Annotated in this window: 13 protein-coding genes; 8 read left to right on the top strand and 5 right to left on the bottom strand. The window is 59.1% G+C overall.

The genetic code is table 11. The features are described from left to right. Positions 1-67: 67 nt before the first annotated feature. Complete coding sequence (gene ampH, locus BN3796_RS09745) at positions 68-1225, top strand: D-alanyl-D-alanine-carboxypeptidase/endopeptidase AmpH (protein WP_061708153.1); 1158 nt, start codon at positions 68-70, stop codon at positions 1223-1225. A 5-nt stretch (positions 1226-1230) separates the two neighbouring features. Here ampH and BN3796_RS09740 read toward each other — a convergent pair whose 3' ends face one another. After that, positions 1231-1857: a helix-turn-helix domain-containing protein gene (locus BN3796_RS09740; protein WP_061708152.1), complete on the bottom strand. Its 627-nt coding sequence runs from the start codon at positions 1855-1857 to the stop codon at positions 1231-1233. Between the two features lie 87 nt (positions 1858-1944). Further along, the gene (locus tag BN3796_RS09735; protein ID WP_061708151.1) at positions 1945-4719 is read right to left on the bottom strand and encodes an autotransporter outer membrane beta-barrel domain-containing protein; all 2775 of its coding nucleotides are present in this window, start codon (positions 4717-4719) and stop codon (positions 1945-1947) included. Positions 4720-5296: 577 nt separating this feature from the next. On the opposite strand from BN3796_RS09735, the gene hemB reads away from it, so the two are divergent. Beyond that, positions 5297-6271, top strand: a complete 975-nt coding sequence (gene hemB / locus BN3796_RS09730; protein WP_061708150.1) for a porphobilinogen synthase — start codon at positions 5297-5299, stop codon at positions 6269-6271. Between the two features lie 134 nt (positions 6272-6405). Here hemB and mmuM read toward each other — a convergent pair whose 3' ends face one another. The 3 genes from mmuM to BN3796_RS09715 all read right to left on the bottom strand — a co-directional run bounded on the left by mmuM (position 6406) and on the right by BN3796_RS09715 (position 9979). Further along, on the bottom strand, positions 6406-7338 hold the full coding sequence (gene mmuM, locus BN3796_RS09725; RefSeq protein WP_061708149.1) for a homocysteine S-methyltransferase: 933 nt from the start codon (positions 7336-7338) through the stop codon (positions 6406-6408). Then, positions 7325-8725 (bottom strand): S-methylmethionine permease, encoded by a 1401-nt coding sequence (gene mmuP / locus BN3796_RS09720; RefSeq protein WP_061708148.1) that lies wholly within the window; start codon positions 8723-8725, stop codon positions 7325-7327. Before mmuP ends, mmuM begins: the two co-directional genes overlap by 14 nt. Positions 8726-8815: 90 nt before the next feature. Further along, positions 8816-9979 carry a multidrug effflux MFS transporter gene (locus BN3796_RS09715; protein ID WP_061708147.1) on the bottom strand — a complete coding sequence of 388 codons (1164 nt, stop codon included), beginning with the start codon at positions 9977-9979 and terminating at the stop codon, positions 8816-8818. A gap of 184 nt (positions 9980-10163) precedes the next feature. On the opposite strand from BN3796_RS09715, the gene BN3796_RS09710 reads away from it, so the two are divergent. The 6 genes from BN3796_RS09710 to paoC all read left to right on the top strand — a co-directional run bounded on the left by BN3796_RS09710 (position 10164) and on the right by paoC (position 17649). Further along, positions 10164-11273 (top strand): AI-2E family transporter, encoded by a 1110-nt coding sequence (locus BN3796_RS09710; protein WP_061708146.1) that lies wholly within the window; start codon positions 10164-10166, stop codon positions 11271-11273. A gap of 96 nt (positions 11274-11369) precedes the next feature. Beyond that, on the top strand, positions 11370-13154 hold the full coding sequence (locus BN3796_RS09705) for a diguanylate cyclase (RefSeq protein WP_061708145.1): 1785 nt from the start codon (positions 11370-11372) through the stop codon (positions 13152-13154). 121 nt (positions 13155-13275) lie between these two features. Beyond that, positions 13276-13743, top strand: coding sequence for a hypothetical protein (locus BN3796_RS09700; RefSeq protein ID WP_073885203.1), 468 nt, complete (start codon positions 13276-13278; stop codon positions 13741-13743). Between the two features lie 152 nt (positions 13744-13895). Beyond that, entirely contained in the window at positions 13896-14501 is a 606-nt protein-coding gene (gene paoA / locus BN3796_RS09695) for an aldehyde dehydrogenase iron-sulfur subunit PaoA (protein ID WP_081430649.1), read from the top strand. Continuing rightward, positions 14498-15448, top strand: coding sequence for an FAD binding domain-containing protein (locus tag BN3796_RS09690; protein ID WP_061708143.1), 951 nt, complete (start codon positions 14498-14500; stop codon positions 15446-15448). The genes paoA and BN3796_RS09690 overlap by 4 nt, the downstream gene beginning before the upstream one ends. A 2-nt stretch (positions 15449-15450) precedes the next feature. Further along, positions 15451-17649, top strand: a complete 2199-nt coding sequence (gene paoC, locus BN3796_RS09685; RefSeq protein WP_061708142.1) for an aldehyde oxidoreductase molybdenum-binding subunit PaoC — start codon at positions 15451-15453, stop codon at positions 17647-17649. Positions 17650-17653 lie beyond the last annotated feature (4 nt).

Genomic DNA, 17653 nt, shown 5'->3' with positions numbered 1-17653 from the left:
TTTGCAACGGGCCGTTTAGTAGTATAAATACGCTTAAGATTTTTCATTCACTACCTGGATGCTTTCGTTGAAACGTTGTCTGTTTTCTCTTGCCGCACTCTTTGCCTTTACGCTGAACGCCGCGCAGGCTGCTCAGCCGCTGACGGCGCCTGAACTCGCTTCCGACATTGCCGACCGTTACGCCAACCTGATCTACTACGGCAGCGGCGCCACCGGCATGGCGCTGGTGGTGATTGACGGCAATCAGCGCGTTTTTCGCAGCTTCGGTGAAACTCGCCCGGGCAACAATGTGCACCCGCAGCTCGATTCTGTTATCCGCATCGCGTCGTTAACCAAGCTGATGACCAGCGAAATGCTGGTGAAGCTGCTTGATCAAGGCGTGGTACGGCTCGACGATCCATTAAGTAAATATGCGCCGCCCGGCGCGCGCGTGCCGACTTATCAGGGGACGCCCATTGAGCTGGTCAACCTGGCGACTCACACCAGCGCCCTGCCGCGTGAGCAGCCGGGCGGCGCACCGCATCGCCCGGTTTTTGTCTGGCCGACGCGCGAACAGCGCTGGAAATATCTCTCCACCGCGACGCTGAAAGCGGCCCCCGGCTCGCAGGCCGCTTACTCCAACCTGGCGTTTGATCTGCTGGCGGATGCGCTGGCGACGGCAGCGGGAAAACCCTACCCTCAGCTCTTTGAAGAGCAGATCACCCGTCCATTGGGGATGAAAGATACTACCTTCACCCCTTCCCCGGACCAGTGTAAGCGCCTGATGGTTGCCGAAAAAGGAGCCAGCCCTTGCAATAATACGCTGGCAGCCATCGGGAGCGGTGGGGTTTACTCTACTCCCGGGGATATGATGCGCTGGATGCAGCAGTTTCTCTCCTCCGATTTTTACGCCCGCAGCAACCAGGCTGACCGCATGCAGACGCTGATCTACAAACGCAATCAGCTGCACCGGGTTATCGGCATGGACGTACCGGGGAAAGCTGACGCGCTGGGTCTGGGCTGGGTCTATATGGCGCCGAAAGAGGGTCGCCCGGGTATCATTCAAAAAACGGGCGGCGGCGGCGGGTTTATCACCTATATGGCGATGATTCCACAATATAACGTGGGTGCCTTTGTGGTCGTTACCCGTTCGCCAACCACCCGCTTCATTAACATGAGCGACGGGGTTAATAAGCTTGTGACCGAACTGAGCGAAAATAAAGCCCGGGTCATCCCCGCGACCTGAACAGTTTAGTAGTCCGAGGGCAGGCGATTAATTCTGATCAGCTTGCCCCGGCTCATCTGGATATAATTTCCCTGCCGCAACGCGGCTAAGATCTCAGCAATAACCGAACGCGATATCCGCGTACTGCGCTGAATATGGTTCATGACGCCGATTTTTTCGCGCAGCGTCTCGTCCCAGTTCGCCATATCTATTAGCAGGGCACGAATCTGGTTGTAGGAGTTATTCCCTACCAGCTCTTTATCCCGTTTCTCCATGATGCCGTTAATCCATGAAAGCCAGCAAAACGCCTCCCGCCACAGCTGTTTTTGATGGATCAGGTAGCGAGTGGTCGCAGCCGGGAGATAAAAACCGCTGCATTCAGTATGGGCAATCAGGGTGTAAGTTTGTTGGCTATTCATCATTCCTGCGGTGAGCCCCAAAATAAAGGGCGCGCGGGAAATACCCAGAAGCAATTCGTCAGGTTGTCGGTGGATCGCCATCACGCCCGCTTGTAATACAAACGTACAGGGTTCATCCCTGCAATCGCTATTTTGAATGATTTGATGTGAAGAGGTTTTAAAAGGGGTGCCTTCGGCCTTCAGGCAATGTTCTAGCAGTTTAAATTCAGAAAGGGGTTTCTCTTCAGGGCGCATGCTGACCTCGAATTATCCCTGTATATCGGTTCTGTTTTAAAATTATCATCATTAAAAGGCGGGGAGATGTTCTCCCCGCATCAGGTGTTACCAGGTATATTTCACGCCCACGTTGGCTGCCCAGTCCTGATCGACATCACCGCCGCCCAGGTAGGTCGCATCCGCGTAAGAGCTAAAGTTTTTGGTAAAGCTGAACTGCGTACCCAGACCTGCACGTAACGCCGATCCTTTGACGCCATTGTCGATATTGTCACCGTTCACGTTAGCATCATTACCGGCATCGTCATAAATATATGCCAGCTTGAAGTAAGGCGTTAACGCCTGATCGCCGCCGTAGCTGAAGGTGTAGCCCGCATCAATACCGGCTTCATAGCGCATGCTGTCGTAGGACTGACCATCCATACGCATATCGTTGCTCAGGCGATAATCATCCCCGGACTGGAACAGGCCAGAAATCGCGGCGTACGGCGTGATATAGCCCGCAGCATTGGGTTTCCAGTCGTAGCCAAGCTTCAGGCCAAAGCCCCAGGCGTCGGTGGAGGTGTCACCGTCAACGTACTGACCGTTGCTCATGGTGGCGGAGAGATCGTTATCGAAGCGGCTATAGCTCATAGAACCATCAATAAAGACGTCGTTAGCAAAACGCGCAGAAGAGTAGATCATCGCCGTCTGGCTATCCTGATCAACCTGACCAGAATGATCGCTCATATCGCCTTTCGCAAACGCCGCCGCGCCGCCCAGGATCCACGTCGCGTTGTTACCGTCGATTTTGGTATCCAGACCGACCATGATGCCGTTCACGTCCTGATCGTAATTGATCACGCCGTTGTCGCCGTCAAAGCTGCCGCCGAAGTAGCTTACCCATGCGCCACCGTTGTCCGCCAGCCCGTGACGGCTATTGGTCAGACGTGCGCCCAGGGTATCCTGCTGCAGGTTCCAGATATTGGTGTTAGCAGACGGAATACTCAGCGCCATGTTCGCGTAGTCGGTCAGCTCCTGCTGGTGCAGAACCACGGTGTCGCCCTGCTGGCGCGCTTCATAGGTGTAAGCACCCAGATCCGCTTTGTTTGCCGCAGTGAAAGTGGCCCGCGTGTCGCCGTTGTTGTCATAAACACGAACGATCTCGTTGTTTTTATAATCCGCAACGGAACCCGCCCCGGTGGCGTTATCAATACGAACCTGATAGTTGCCCGCCACGTCGCCGTTGACCGCCAGGTGACCATCGGAGTTAATCGCCACCACGCCGTAGTCATACTTCGCCTGATGGCGATCGTTAGTATCGTAGCGCGCGTTGTTCAGGTCGCTGTTCAGCACATAGTCGCGGCTGGCAACGTTCAGCACGCCACCGTCCGTCAGCACCATATTGTGCGTGTCAACCTGACCCAGACCCAGCGCCAGCTCCGCACCGCTGTCCACGGTGATGGTGTTGGCGTAGAGTTCGGCAGTCTCTTCAGTCAGCTCAGCACGGCTGTAGCTGTTCAGAGAGAGGCTATCCGTCGCCACCGCGCCGCTATCGCCGATATTCAGCGAGGAGCCGTTCGTCAGGGTAATGGAGTCAGCCAGCAGGCCGGATTTTTCAACGTTAACCTGAGAGTTGTTGTTAACTGCCAGTTTGTCGATGTTGGAGACCTTACGGGTATCCCACTCTGAACCGTTGTTCAGCGTCACGTTAAACAGGCCGCTCTGATACACCTCTTCGCCGGCAACGTGGCCGTTGCTGTCAAAGGTTGAATCAGGCCAGATGCTGTTCGGTGAAAGGGTGCGCCAGTCAACATCGGTATAGCCTAAACCGTACATCTGCGTCGTGCCGATAGCGTCTACGTCTGACTGCGCTGCCCCTACCCATTTGCTGCCGTTGGTTAAGGTCACATCGAGCTTGTCGGTATCGTCCCAGCCGTTGGTCGTTGGGTTGTAAACGCCATCATTGGTGATGTCGGTGGCCGGATCGCCATCTTTGTAGAAGTTATTATCAAAGGTGCTGGTGAAGAGGATATCACCCGTAACGGTGGAGTGATCGAAGGTCGCCGTGGTCTGCATGGCGTTATCCACGCTGTTCGCCGTCACGATCAGCGCCGCGTCGTCTGCCGCTGTCGCGTTGGTTTCGCCGTAGTCGCTCGGCTTCGCACTCTGGCCATAGAACCCGGTGGTGCCCAGATCGCTGTAAGCGCCGGAAGTCAAAACGGAATCTTTTACCACCAGCGTATCGGTAAAGACGTTAGCGCTGTTAGCGACCCCTTCCTTCCCATCGTATGGCGTATTATCCAGCTCATGATAGCCCTGAGTCAGGGTAATGCCCGCCACGTGCGAGTTGTTCTGAATAACGATATCAGATTCAACGTCCAGGGTGATGGCGTTGCCGAGCGCATAGGTATCCTGATAGTGAGTTTCACTCTTATCGCCATTCGTGACATCGTACGCATAATGCTCGTAGGCGTCGTTGATGGTCGAGTGATCGACGGTCAGGCTAAAACGGTCATATTGCTGATGGTTAGTGCCATCCTCATCGATGCCGTCCGCGCAGGCCGAGGTCATACACTCTGAGGTGATCATGCCGTTGATGGTGCTGTTGGAGATGCTCAGAGAGTTTGCGCGCCCGTTAATACCATCGTCCAGGTAGTAAGTTGAGATGACGCCGTTTACCGTTGAGTTTTTGACAACCGGGTAGATGTCGCCGTCATGAGACGCCCCAGAGTAGTCCCAGTCAGCATAACCGTAGTACCACGGGGTTGACGCGGTGTTATCGTAGCCAAACGTATTGTAAGTCGTGCCAGAAATATCTTTAGCATTTGCCTGAGAAGCGATAGCCAACGTACAGGCTAATGCTATTTGCGATACAACTAATTTCTTTTTCCACATGTGCATTGGATCATCCCTCCTCAGGGACATATACAAATTGGTCCGTCAAGTATCCTTGCAACGTAATCATATTGCGGTGTGAATTATGCAGTCCTCTAAAGATGGTTCAATGAATCTTTCAAATAAGTACGGAATCAGACAAATGGCATAAGCCACGACATATTTAAAAAATAAAACTACTGCAATTTTCATTTAAAATCAAAAGTTTAATAGAATACCCACTCTTAATTCACGCTGTTTTCTATTGAGGATCAATGATTTTTGAAACTTATTTATCATTTCAAATCAACTAAAATTAAAAATAATTGAAGAGAAGCTGACATATTAACAACGTCAATTAATCCTTTTATCTTCAGGTAAAATGGAAACGATTACGTCGCGCTATTTCGCCACGTAACGCGCGCAGCGACCCTGTTTATTACGTGATTAATGTTCGGCAGAACCAAATGACAAATTATTCACTAAAATTTTGGATTAATGCGGAAACATTCATTGTGATGAGGTTAAGGACAATTTTAGTAAAACAGTTCGACCGCGTTTGCGTTACACTGGCTCTTCGTGTTCTACAAACGTCAGGCATACCATGACCGATTTAATTGCTCGTCCCCGTCGCCTGCGCAAGTCACCGGCACTGCGCGCTCTGTTTGAAGAGACAACACTGACCTTAAACGATCTGGTGTTGCCTATTTTTGTTGAAGAAGAGATCGATGATTACAAAGCCATCGATGCGATGCCGGGCGTGATGCGTATCCCGGAAAAGCATCTGGCGCGTGAGATCGAGCGTATTGCCCGCGCAGGGATCCGTTCGGTCATGACCTTCGGCATCTCGCATCACACCGATGACACCGGCAGCGACACCTGGAAAGAAGAGGGTCTGGTCGCCCGCATGTCCCGGATCTGTAAAGAGACGGTGCCGGAGATGATCGTCATGTCCGATACCTGCTTCTGCGAATATACCTCTCACGGCCACTGCGGGGTGCTGTGCGAGCATGGCGTCGATAACGACGCGACCCTGCTCAATCTCGGCAAACAGGCAGTCGTCGCGGCGGCGGCGGGCGCAGATTTCATCGCGCCGTCGGCGGCAATGGATGGTCAGGTGCAGGCGATTCGCCAGGCGCTGGACGCGGCTGGTTTTACCGATACCGCCATCATGTCCTACTCCACCAAGTTCGCCTCCTCCTTCTACGGCCCGTTCCGTGAAGCGGCCGGTACCGCGCTGAAGGGCGATCGCAAGACCTATCAGATGAACCCGCTTAACCGTCGGGAGGCGATCCGCGAATCGCTGCTGGATGAAGCGCAGGGCGCCGACTGCCTGATGGTAAAACCGGCGGGCGCTTATCTCGATATTCTGCGCGACATTCGCGAACGCACCGACCTGCCGCTGGGGGCATACCAGGTGAGCGGCGAGTACGCGATGATCAAATTCGCCGCCCAGGCGGGCGCGATTGATGAAGAGAAGGTGATCCTTGAAAGCCTCGGCGCCATCAAACGCGCCGGCGCGGATCTGATCTTCAGCTACTTTGCGCTCGATCTGGCCGAGAAGCAGATCCTGCGTTAATGCCTCGCCGGGTGGCGGCTACGCCTTACCCGGCCTACAATGTGAACCTCTCGTAGGCCGGGTTAGCGCAGCGTCACCCGGCAATAACGTCAGCCACGTAGGCCGGGTAAGCACAGCGCCACCCGGCAATAACGTCAGCGCCGCGCCTTTAGTTCAGCAATATCCTTTGGCGTGGTGCGACAGCAGCCACCAATCAGTTTCGCCCCTGCCGCCAGCCACCGGGGAAGATAGTCCGCCAGCGTCGCGCACGCTTCGCCATGGTGATGCCAGGTTTTGCTCTCTGCGTCGTAATGCTCACCGGAGTTGGGATAGACCACCAGCGGCAACTCGGTAAGGCTCTGCAGGTGCTCCAGCGCGGCGGTCGTCTCCTCCAGGGCGATACAGTTGATACCCACCGCCACTACCTGCGGCGCGTTCGCCAGTAGCGCGACCACCTCGCGCAGCGGCGTACCGTCGCTCAGGTGTTCACTATCGCGCAGGGTAAAGGAGAACCACGCGCGGGCGCGGGGATAGTCCGCCAGCAGGGCAAGCAGCGCCGCAATCTCCGCGCCGCTGGGGAGCGTTTCACAGGCCAGCAAATCGGCCCCGGCATCCAGCAGCGCCTCCACGCGCGGGCGATGGAAGGCGGTAAACTCCTCCGCGCTACGCACATAATCGCCGCGATATTCCGACCCATCCGCCAGAAAAGCGCCGTACGGCCCGACCGAGCCGGCCACCAGCAGCGTTCCCGCCTGCGGGTTTTCGGCCAGATACGCCTCCCGCGCCTTGCGCGCCAGCTCGACGCTCTTGCTGATTAAGGCGCGCGACTGCGCTTCATCCAGCCCGCGCGCCGCAAACCCGGCGGGTGTCGCCTGGTAACTGGCGGTGATCGCCACCTGCGCTCCGGCGCGATAGTAGTCAAGATGCACTTCACGAATCAGCTCCGGGTTCTCCATCAGCACTTTGGCGGACCACAGGCTGTCTGCCAGCTGACACCCGCGCGCTTCCAGCTCCGTTGCCATCGCCCCGTCCAGCACCACAAAAGGCGCTTTATCCAGGAGAGCGGTAAGGGGATTATTCTGCGGCATGTTCAGGCTCCTGCGTTTTCAGATTTTGAGTGAAGTAATAGGCGCCATAACAGAGGGCGACAAACGGCAGCCCGCAGTAAAGCGCGATTCGCTGGTCAGGATCAAAAGCTAACCCCACGCACGCCACCAGACAGAGTACAAAGCCCAGCACCGGCACCCAGGGATACCAGGGGGCGCGATAATGCAGGGCTGAGAGCGGCTGGCCGGACTGCAGATGGCGGCGGCGAAAAACAAAATGCGCCGCACAGATACTTAACCACACCGCCACTACCGCAAAGCCGGAGATGGCCGACAGCGCCACAAAGACCGTATCGGGAGCCACCACGCTGGAAAAGAGCGCCAGCACCCCGCCGAGCATCGACACCGACAGCGCGGTCAGCGGCACGCCGTTTTTATTGACCCGGGCGAAGCAGCGCGGCAGCGTACGCTCATTCGACAGCGACCAGAGCATGCGCCCGGAGGCGTAAAGGCCGGAGTTGGCGGCCGAAAGGATGGCGGTCAGAATTACAAAATTGAATATATCCGCCGCGTAGGGAATACCGACCTTCTCAAAGACCAGCACAAAAGGACTCTTCTCCACCCCCGCCTGCGCCATCGGGATTAGCGCCGCCAGCACAAACACGGTGCCGATAAAAAAGATAATCAGGCGGGCAATGGTGGTGCGAATGGCGACCGGGATCACCTTCTGCGGGTTTTGCGTTTCCCCGGCGGCGATGCCGATAAGCTCGGTCCCGGAGAAGGCGAAATTAACCGCCACCATGGTCATCAGGATCGGCAGGCCGCCGTGGGGAAACCAGCCCTCCGCCGTAATGTTGGCAAGCCCCGGCGCGGGGGAGCCGTCCTGCATGGGGATAAAGCCGAATATCGCCGCCCCGCCGAGAATAATAAAGGCGATGATGGTGACCACTTTAACCAGCGAGAACCAGAATTCCCCTTCGGCGAAGAAGCGGGTAGAGATGACGTTAAGCGCGAAAATAACCAGGCAGAAGAGGACGCACCATATCCAGACGGGCACCTGCGGGAACCAGTACTGCATACAGAATCCGGCGGCGGTAAAGCTGGAGCCAAGCGCCACGGTCCAGGTGAGCCAGTAGAGCCACGCCACGACGTAGCCCGTCGCCGGGCCAAGGTAGCGGGCGGCATAGAGATGGAACGCGCCGGTCTCCGGCATCGCCACCGAGAGTTCGCCAAGACACTGCATCACCAGCCAGACCACCAGGGCGCCAATCAGATAGGCCAGCAGCGTACCCGCCGCGCCGGTGGTGGAGATGATGTAACCGGTATTAAAGAAAAGCCCTGTGCCAATCACGCCCCCCAGCGAGAGCATGATCAGATGGCGCGTTTTCATGGTGCGTTTAAGCTGCCCATTTTCTTGTTCTGTTTGCATATCACCTTCCATACGTATGGACATCTAAACATCCAAAGAAGGTCTGTTATACCGTGATTGCCATCAAAAAGCTACCCGCGGGCCCGGCGGTTACCGCTTCTGCGCCAGCAGCATGGCGATCACGGCGAAGAGAGCGATGATCCACGCCATCGTCCACGGCGTTCCATCGCTGAGGGTTGCCAGCAGCAGGGAGGAGACAATCCCGCTGCCATACTGCAACGAACCGATCAGCGCCGAGGCGGAACCGGCGCTGCCCGGAACGGCGTCCAGCGCGGCGGCAGTGGAGGTGGCGGCGATGATGCCGTTCATGGCAAAGAAAAGGAAAATCAACCCGACCATCAGCGCCAGCCCGCCCGCGTGGAGCCAGACGCAGGCGGCCATGGTGACCGCCGCCGCCGCGGCAAGCGCGGTGGCATACCTCAGCAGCTGCTCCAGCGGATAACGGCTGACCAACCTGCGGTTCACCACGCTCATCCCCATCACCCCGAGGACGTTAAGCGCAAAAAGCCAGCCATAGTGGGCAGGCGCCACGCCGTAATAGCGGATATAGACGAAAGGCGAGCCGGTAATAAAGGCATAGGCGGCCACGTAGTAGCTGGTGAGGCTCAGGGTGTACTGCATAAATTTCGGGTTACGCAGCAGCGAGGCGTAGTTTTTAAAGGCCCCCTTCACCGACGCGTTAACCCGTTTCTCCTCTTTCAGCGTCTCCGGCAGCCACCAGAGCGAGGCGAACATCAGCACGCCCACCACCACCAGCAGCCAGAAGATGGCGTGCCAGGAGGCGAACTTAATCAGCTGTCCGCCCATCAGCGGCCCGGCAATCGGGGCGATAGCCATGATAATTACCAGCGTGGAGAGCATCTGCGCGGCGCGGGTGCGGCTGAAGAGATCGCGGATCATCGCCCGCGCCAGCATCGGTCCGGTGCAGGCGCCCAGCGCCTGAAAGACACGCCAGAAGACGATATCGGTGATGGTGTCCGCCATCGCGCAGCCTGCGGAGCCAATCACAAACAGCGCCATCCCGATAAAAAGCGGAATGCGTCGACCGAGGTGGTCGCTGATGGGTCCCCAGATAAGCTGGGCAATCGCAAAGCCGATTAAAAAACCGGTGATCGTCAGTTCAGCATTCCCCTGCAGATCCGCCGACATCCTCGGCATCGCGGGCAGATAGATATCCGTAGAGAGCGAAGTAAAAGCCATCAGGGCGCTGAGGATCAGAATAAAGGGCAAACCAGTGGTTTTGGTGGGAGTCATAGCATACCGGGTATCGTTTCAGGGGGCGGGGATCATACACAGAACGCGCTTATGAATAATCAGCAGAAAATGGGATGGGGCTATGAACAGAGGTCATAACTCCCTGTGCGGAAATCCATCCTGTTGGTAAATATCTTAAAGAGTTCTATAGTCCACAGTGATTATTCATCATCAGGATCTCTCGATGCGATTTAACGGACTGACCAAAGGCTTTTTCATTTTTATCCTCGCGCTCGTCACGTGGGCCTTTTTCGATGTGCTTTCGCCCTACTTCTCCGCCATTCTCTGGGCCGCCATTCTGACCATCATCTTTAACCCGGTGAAAAACAGGCTGCGCACGGCGCTTGGCGATCGCAACGGGCTGGCGTCGCTGCTGACCATCGGCATTATCTGCCTGATTGTCTTTATTCCGTTGACGGTGATCCTCTCCTCGCTGGCGATTGAGCTTAACGTGGTTTACACCAAGCTCCAGCAGAACAATACCCAGTTCCCGGAGATCATTGCGGGTCTTTTCGCGCGTCTGCCCGACTGGGCCAACAGCTTCCTGGCGGATCATAATCTGGCTAACGCCGCGGAGATCCAGAAGAAGCTCTCCGACGTGGCGCTGAAAGGGGGGCAATATCTGGCGGGCAGCGCCTTCCTGATTGGCAAGGGCACCTTTGGCTTTGCCATCAGCTTCGGCATCATGCTCTACCTGCTCTTCTTCCTGCTCAAGGATGGGCCCTATCTGGTCAATCAGATCCTCGCCTCCCTGCCGCTCTCGGACTATATGAAGCAGCACCTGTTCGCCAAGTTCGTGGCGGTCTCCCGGGCGACGGTTAAAGGCACCGCCGTGGTGGCGGTTGTGCAGGGGCTGCTCGGCGGGCTCGCTTTTTACTTTGTCGGTATCGACGGCAGCATTCTGTGGGGCGCCCTGATGGCGTTTCTCTCCCTGGTGCCCGCCGTGGGCTCGGCCATCGTCTGGGTGCCTGCGGCCATCTACCTCTTTGCCACCCATCAGCTCTGGCAGGGCTTCTTTATTGTCGGCTTTTTCGTCGTCGTGGTCGGCCTGGTGGATAATATTCTGCGCCCGCTACTGGTGGGGAAAGATACCAAAATGCCGGACTATCTGATCCTGATCGTTACCCTGGGCGGAATGGAGATCTACGGCATCAACGGCTTTGTCATCGGCCCGCTGATTGCCGCCCTGTTTATCGCCTGCTGGAACTTGCTCTCCGGTCGCGATCACGCCGGTAACGTGGATGAGATCGACGAGGCGTTTATTGAAGAGGGTAAAAAGCCGCCGCAGGTTTAGCGGGCTTTTATCCGGCATCCTGGCGGCCTTGCGCCGCCATTTTGTTTTCACACATACTTTCTTTCATCCTCCACTCGCCGCAAAAGGATAATACAGGTGCGCATTTCCACCATTACCAACTGGGCCTACGGCGCCACGGTCTGTTTAACCCTCGCCTGCGGCGTTGCCATGCTGATGGCCTCCGGCGCGGATAAGGCCGAGCGTCAGGCGGTCGCGCAGCGGCAGCTTTTCGACCAGCTCAGCGCAGAGGTGGAGATCGACGCCTGGGCGCTCTCCGATCTGGCGCGCCTGTATATCATCAGCCCCGACCCGGCGACGCTGTCGGAGTATCGCCAGAAGGCGAAGGCGATGCGAACCATCGAGCAGCGGCTGGCCTCGCTACAGGACATCGGCGCGTCAGCGGAAGAGCTGGCGCTGCTGCATGAAGGACTGAAGCTTGGGGATGCGCTGCTGGACGAACAGCAAACCGCCCTCGCCCATGCGGAGCGCGGCGACACGCGCCAGGCGATTAGCCTGCTCTACAGCAGAGCCTATGAGCAGGAGCTGGAACAGATGCAGGGCCAGATCGACCATTTCCGCCAGATGCTGGACAGCCGCGCGCAGGCGGTGGTGAACGAGGCGACCCAGAAATCACAAAAACTGAGGCTGCTCTCGGAGGTGATGGTTGCCCTGACCGCCCTGCTCTTTTTATTTGTCCTCGCCTTTATCCTGAAGCGCCGTGTGCTGCGCCCGGTGGTTAGGCTGAGCGACGTGGTTAACCGTCTCGCCTCGCAGGATTATGCGGTGGAGGCCCCGGCATTCACCCATGTGGACGAAATTGGCGATATGGCGCAGGCGATCCGCATTTTTCGTGAGAATGGTCTGGCGCGGCAGCGGCTGGAGAAAGAGCGCGACGCCGACTGGGCGATCCGCTCCCTGCTGGCGCGCATGACGCAGCGGCTGCAGGGCTGCGAATCGTTCGACGACGTGGTGAATATCGCCCGGCTTTTTGCGCCAAATATCGCCCCCGAGATCCCCGGGCGGCTCTACGTGCTGGAGCGAGATCCCCGGGAGCTGCGCTGCGTCGCAGAATGGCTGTCGCCCCAGGGCTCACCCGCCCCCTTTCACCCCGACCACTGCTGGGCGGTACGCCGCGGTCAGAGCCATCCTCCGGTAAACGGCGAGCCCGACGTCACCTGCTATCACCTGCCGGAAGGCGTCGCCGCGCAGGCGCTGTGCATCCCGCTTATTGCCCAGGGAGAGGCGATTGGCCTGCTCTCGTTCCAGAACATCACCGCCGATACCGCCGCCGCCCGCGCCTACCTGGAGCTGATGGCCGAAGCGCTGGCGCTGGCGCTGGCAAACCAGCGGCTACGCGACGCCCTGCAGGAGAAAGCGCTCTACGATCCGCTCACCGGGCTGCGCAACCGCTACCATCTGGAAGATATTCTGCGCACGCAGATGAGCCAGGCGATGCGCAGCGACGCCCCGCTAAGCTGCCTTATGATCGACATCGATCATTTTAAATCGATTAACGACCGTTACGGCCACGAAGCGGGAGATGAAGTGATTAAAAGCGTGGCGGCGGTTGTCAGGCAAACGGCGCGCGATACGGGAATGGCCTTCCGCTACGGCGGCGAGGAGTTTCTGATCCTGCTGCCGGGGGCGGATGAAGAGGCGGCGTTCGCCTGCGCCACCCGCATCGACGAGGCGGTGCGCGCGCTGACGGTGCGCTTCGGGCTGGCGGAGATCGGCCCGCTGAGCGTCTCGACCGGGGTGGCAAGCTACCCGCAGCATGCCCAGAGCGACAACCTGCTGCGCGCCGCCGACGCCGCGCTCTACCGCGCGAAAGAGCTGGGCCGGGCGCGAATCGTCCGCTTCGGCAAGCTCAGGGTGGAGTAAATAGCCGGAATCGTCTCAAAACCGGCGTAGCAGATGCTTAATTTTTCCTCACCCCGCCAGGCTTAAGCAGAACTGACTAAGCTCATTAGCATCTCTTTTTCTTAATGACGGAGAAATGCTGATGGCTGACCCCACCAATTACGATCTTTCCAGGGAACAGAAAGAACCTTCTGCTGGCGACGCGCTGAGCGATCTGCTGGAAAATCTGCACCACCATGGCTTTCTGCGCATGGCGAACGACGTGGTTAAAGCCAACACCCAGATTGCCAAAATGGTGGTCGACGGCATTAACCAGCCCGGCTCGCAGACCGGCATCCAGAACCTCTCTATCCTGCTGGTGGCGCTCTCGAAAATTCCACCGGAACAGCTCAGCCATCTGCTGACGGCGTTCACCCGTGGGGTGGAGGCGATGACGGCCACCCGCGCCGCGCCGGAAAAACACCACGCCCCCGGCGTAACCGGCTTTATTAAGATGCTGGGTGATGACGAGACGTGGCAGAAAGCCGCCCCGCTCTTTAACGCGCTGCAGGCCTTTTCCAGCACGCTTCAGTCTCCGCCGCCGGCGACGCGCCCCTCTGAACGCCCGTAACCGCAGCCCTTCTGCGCCAGTGAACTCTCTGCTTTAACAGCGAATGCGGGATTTCTGAGCAATCCCGCTGCCCGCGCCGACTATGCTTAATATTTAAAAAATGTGTCGCACAGCGACCTCTTCTCTTTTTTCTTTTTTACTGGAGGCCTGGTATGAGCAACCTGGGCAATAGACCTGAAGATCGTTCCGATGTTAACCCGACGCGGCCTGAGTCGCCGAAGGCCAGCACCACTCCGCCGCCCGAAACGGCGTCGGTCGCCTTTACCGTCAACGGCGTGCGCCAGCAGCTGGAGGTGGATACCCGTACCACGCTACTGGATGCGCTGCGTGAAAATCTGCACCTCACCGGCACCAAAAAGGGGTGCGACCATGGTCAGTGCGGCGCCTGCACCGTCATTGTTGACGGACGCAGACTCAACTCCTGCCTGACCCTCGCGGTGATGCACCAGGATGCGGAGATCACCACCATTGAAGGGCTGGGCACGCCGGACGATCTCCATCCCATGCAGGCGGCCTTTGTGAAACACGACGGCTACCAGTGCGGCTACTGCACGCCGGGGCAGATCTGCTCTTCGGTAGCGATGCTTCAGGAGCTGGAAGAGGGTATTCCCAGCCACGTCACCCTCGATCTGGTCTCCGATCCAGAAATGACGGAGGACGAAATCCGCGAACGCATGAGCGGCAACATCTGCCGCTGCGGAGCCTATTCCAATATTCTTGCCGCCATTGAAGAAGCCGCCGGGGAGCTGAAATCATGAAAGCCTTTACCTACGAGCGCGTGAACAGCCCCGCCGAGGCGGCGGCCAGCGCGCAGCGCACCGCCGGAGCGAAATTTATCGCCGGGGGAACCAATCTGCTCGATCTGATGAAGCTGGAGATTGAAACCCCTGTCCATCTGATCGACGTCAATCATCTTGGACTGGATACCATCGAGGCGACGCCGGAGGGCGGCCTGCGCATCGGCGCGCTGGTGCGCAATACCGATCTGGCCGCCGATGAACGCGTGCGGCGCGATTACGCGGTGCTCTCCCGGGCGCTGCTCGCCGGGGCGTCCGGCCAGCTTCGCAACCGGGCCACCACCGCGGGCAACCTGCTGCAGCGTACCCGCTGTCCCTATTTCTACGACACCAACCAGCCCTGCAACAAGCGCCAGCCCGGCAGCGGCTGCGCCGCGCTGGGAGGATACAGCCGCCAGCTCGCTGTGGTGGGGGCAAGCGAGGCCTGCATCGCCACCCATCCCAGCGACATGGCGGTCGCCATGCGGCTGCTGGACGCGGTAGTAGAGACGGTGAAACCTGACGGCAGCGAAAGAGCGATTCCCGTCGCCGACTTCTATCTCGCGCCGGGCGAGACGCCGCACCTGGAGAATGTGCTGGAGCCGGGAGAGCTGATCGTCGCGGTCACCCTGCCGCCGCCCGCGGGTGGCACGCACATCTACCGCAAGGTGCGCGATCGCGCCTCTTACGCCTTTGCCCTGGTCTCGGTGGCCGCCATCGTCCATCCCGACGGCAGCGGACGAGTGGCGCTCGGCGGAGTGGCCCATAAGCCCTGGCGGCTGGAGGCGGCTGACGCCGCGCTGCCGGAAGGGGCGCAGGCGGTCTACGACCAGCTGTTCGCCAGCGCCTGTCCCACGGAAGAGAATGCCTTTAAGCTGACCCTGGCGAAGCGGACGCTCGCCTCGGTGCTGTCGGAAGCGAGGAGCTAAAGATGAAATTTGAAAAACCGGCAGGAAATAACCCGATTGACCAGATGAAGGTGGTGGGCCAGCCGCGCGATCGCATTGATGGCCCGCTGAAAACCACCGGCACAGCCCATTACGCCTATGAATGGCACGACAAAGCCCCTAATCCGGCCTATGGCTATGTAGTGGGTTCCGCCATCGCCAAAGGGCGCATCACCGCGCTTCACACTGAGGCGGCAGAGAATGCGCGGGGCGTGCTGGGGGTGGTCACCGCCGATAACGCCGGGCCGCTCGACAAAGGGGAGCGCAACACCGCTCCGCTGCTGGGCGGGCCGGAGATCGAACACTACCATCAGGCTATCGCCCTGGTGGTTGCCGAAACCTTTGAACAGGCGCGGGCGGCCGCGGCGCTGGTGGAAGCGGAGTACCAGTGCGAGCCGGGCGACTACGATCTGGCGGCGAAAAAGCCTTCCGTGACCGAGCCGCCGGAGGATACGCCAGACAAAACCACGGGCGATATGGAAACCGCCTTTGCCGCCGCGGCGGTGAAGCTTGACGTCACCTACACGACGCCCGACCAGAGCCATATGGCAATGGAGCCGCACGCGTCGATGGCCCTCTGGGAGGGAGAGAGCGTGACCGTCTGGACCTCCAACCAGATGATCAACTGGGGGCGTACCGATCTGGCAAAAACGCTCGGCCTGGAGCCGGAAAAAGTGCGGCTCATCTCGCCTTATATCGGCGGCGGCTTCGGCGGCAAGCTCTTTCTGCGCAGCGACGCGCTGCTGGCGGCGCTTGGCGCGCGGGCGGCCAATCGCCCGGTGAAGGTGATGCTGGCGCGCCCCAGTATCCCCAATAACACCACCCACCGCCCGGCGACCGTTCAGCATATCCGCATCGGTACCGATCCGGCGGGGAGAATCACCGCTATCGGCCATGAAAGCTGGTCAGGCAACCTGCCCGGCGGCACCCCGGAGACGGCGGTCGCGCAAACGGATCTGTTTTACGCCGGAGCCAACCGGCATACCGGTGTTCGCCTCGCGACGCTCAACCTGCCGGAAGGTAACGCCATGCGCGCCCCCGGCGATGCGTCGGGGCAGATGGCGCTGGAGATTGCCATCGACGAGATCGCTGAAAAAGCGGGCGTCGATCCTGTTGAGTTTCGCATTCTTAACGATACCCAGGTCGACCCCGCCCATCCGGAGCGGTTCTTCTCCCGTCGGCAGCTTATCGCCTGCCTGCGCACGGGCGCGGAGAAGTTTGGCTGGCAGCAGCGTCACGCCACGCCACGCCAGGTGCGCGACGGCCGCTGGCTGGTCGGCATGGGGATGGCGGCGGGCCTGCGTAACAACATCGTAGCCCCCTCCGGCGCGCGCGTTCACCTTCAGCCCGACGGCCGCGTCGTGGTGGAAACCGACATGACCGATATCGGCACCGGCAGCTACACCATTATCGCCCAGACCGCCGCAGAGATGCTCGGCCTGCCGCTGGAGAAGGTTGAGGTTCGCCTTGGCGACTCCACTTTCCCCGTCTCCGCTGGCTCCGGCGGGCAGTGGGGAGCTAACACCTCCACCGCGGGCGTGTATGCCGCCTGCGTGAAGCTGCGGGAAGCGATCGCCGCGAAGCTGGGCTTTGATCCAGATACCGCGGAGTTTACCGATGAGACCATTCGCGCACAGGGGCGCAGCGCGAGGCTGGCCGAGGCGGCCACTGACGGGCCGCTCACCGCCGAGGATAAAATCGAGTTTGGCGATCTCGGCAAAACCTTCCAGCAGTCGACCTTCGCCGGCCATTTTGCCGAGGTGGGGGTGGATATCGCCACCGGCGAGATCCGGGTGCGCCGCATGCTGGCGGTCTGCGCCGCCGGACGCATTCTTAACCCGAAAACCGCGCGCAGCCAGGTGATCGGGGCGATGACCATGGGGCTGGGGGCGGCGTTGATGGAAGAGCTGGCGGTGGACACGCGCCGCGGCTTTTTTGTCAACCATGATATGGCGACCTATGAGGTGCCGGTTCATGCGGATATCCCTCACCAGGAGGTGATCTTCCTCGACGATACCGACCCGGTCTCCTCCCCCATGAAGGCCAAAGGGGTGGGCGAGCTGGGGCTGTGCGGCGTCAGCGCCGCCATCGCCAACGCCGTCTATAACGCAACGGGCGTGCGGGTGCGGGACTACCCCATTACGCTGGATAAGTTTATCGATGCGCTCCCGGACGTGGTGTAAGGAG

It is taken from the genome of Pseudenterobacter timonensis (genome assembly GCF_900021175.1).
Classification (GTDB): Bacteria; Pseudomonadota; Gammaproteobacteria; order Enterobacterales; family Enterobacteriaceae; genus Enterobacter; species Enterobacter timonensis.
Note: the sequence above shows the minus strand (reverse complement) of the source record. Positions and strands in the feature narration are given on the sequence as shown.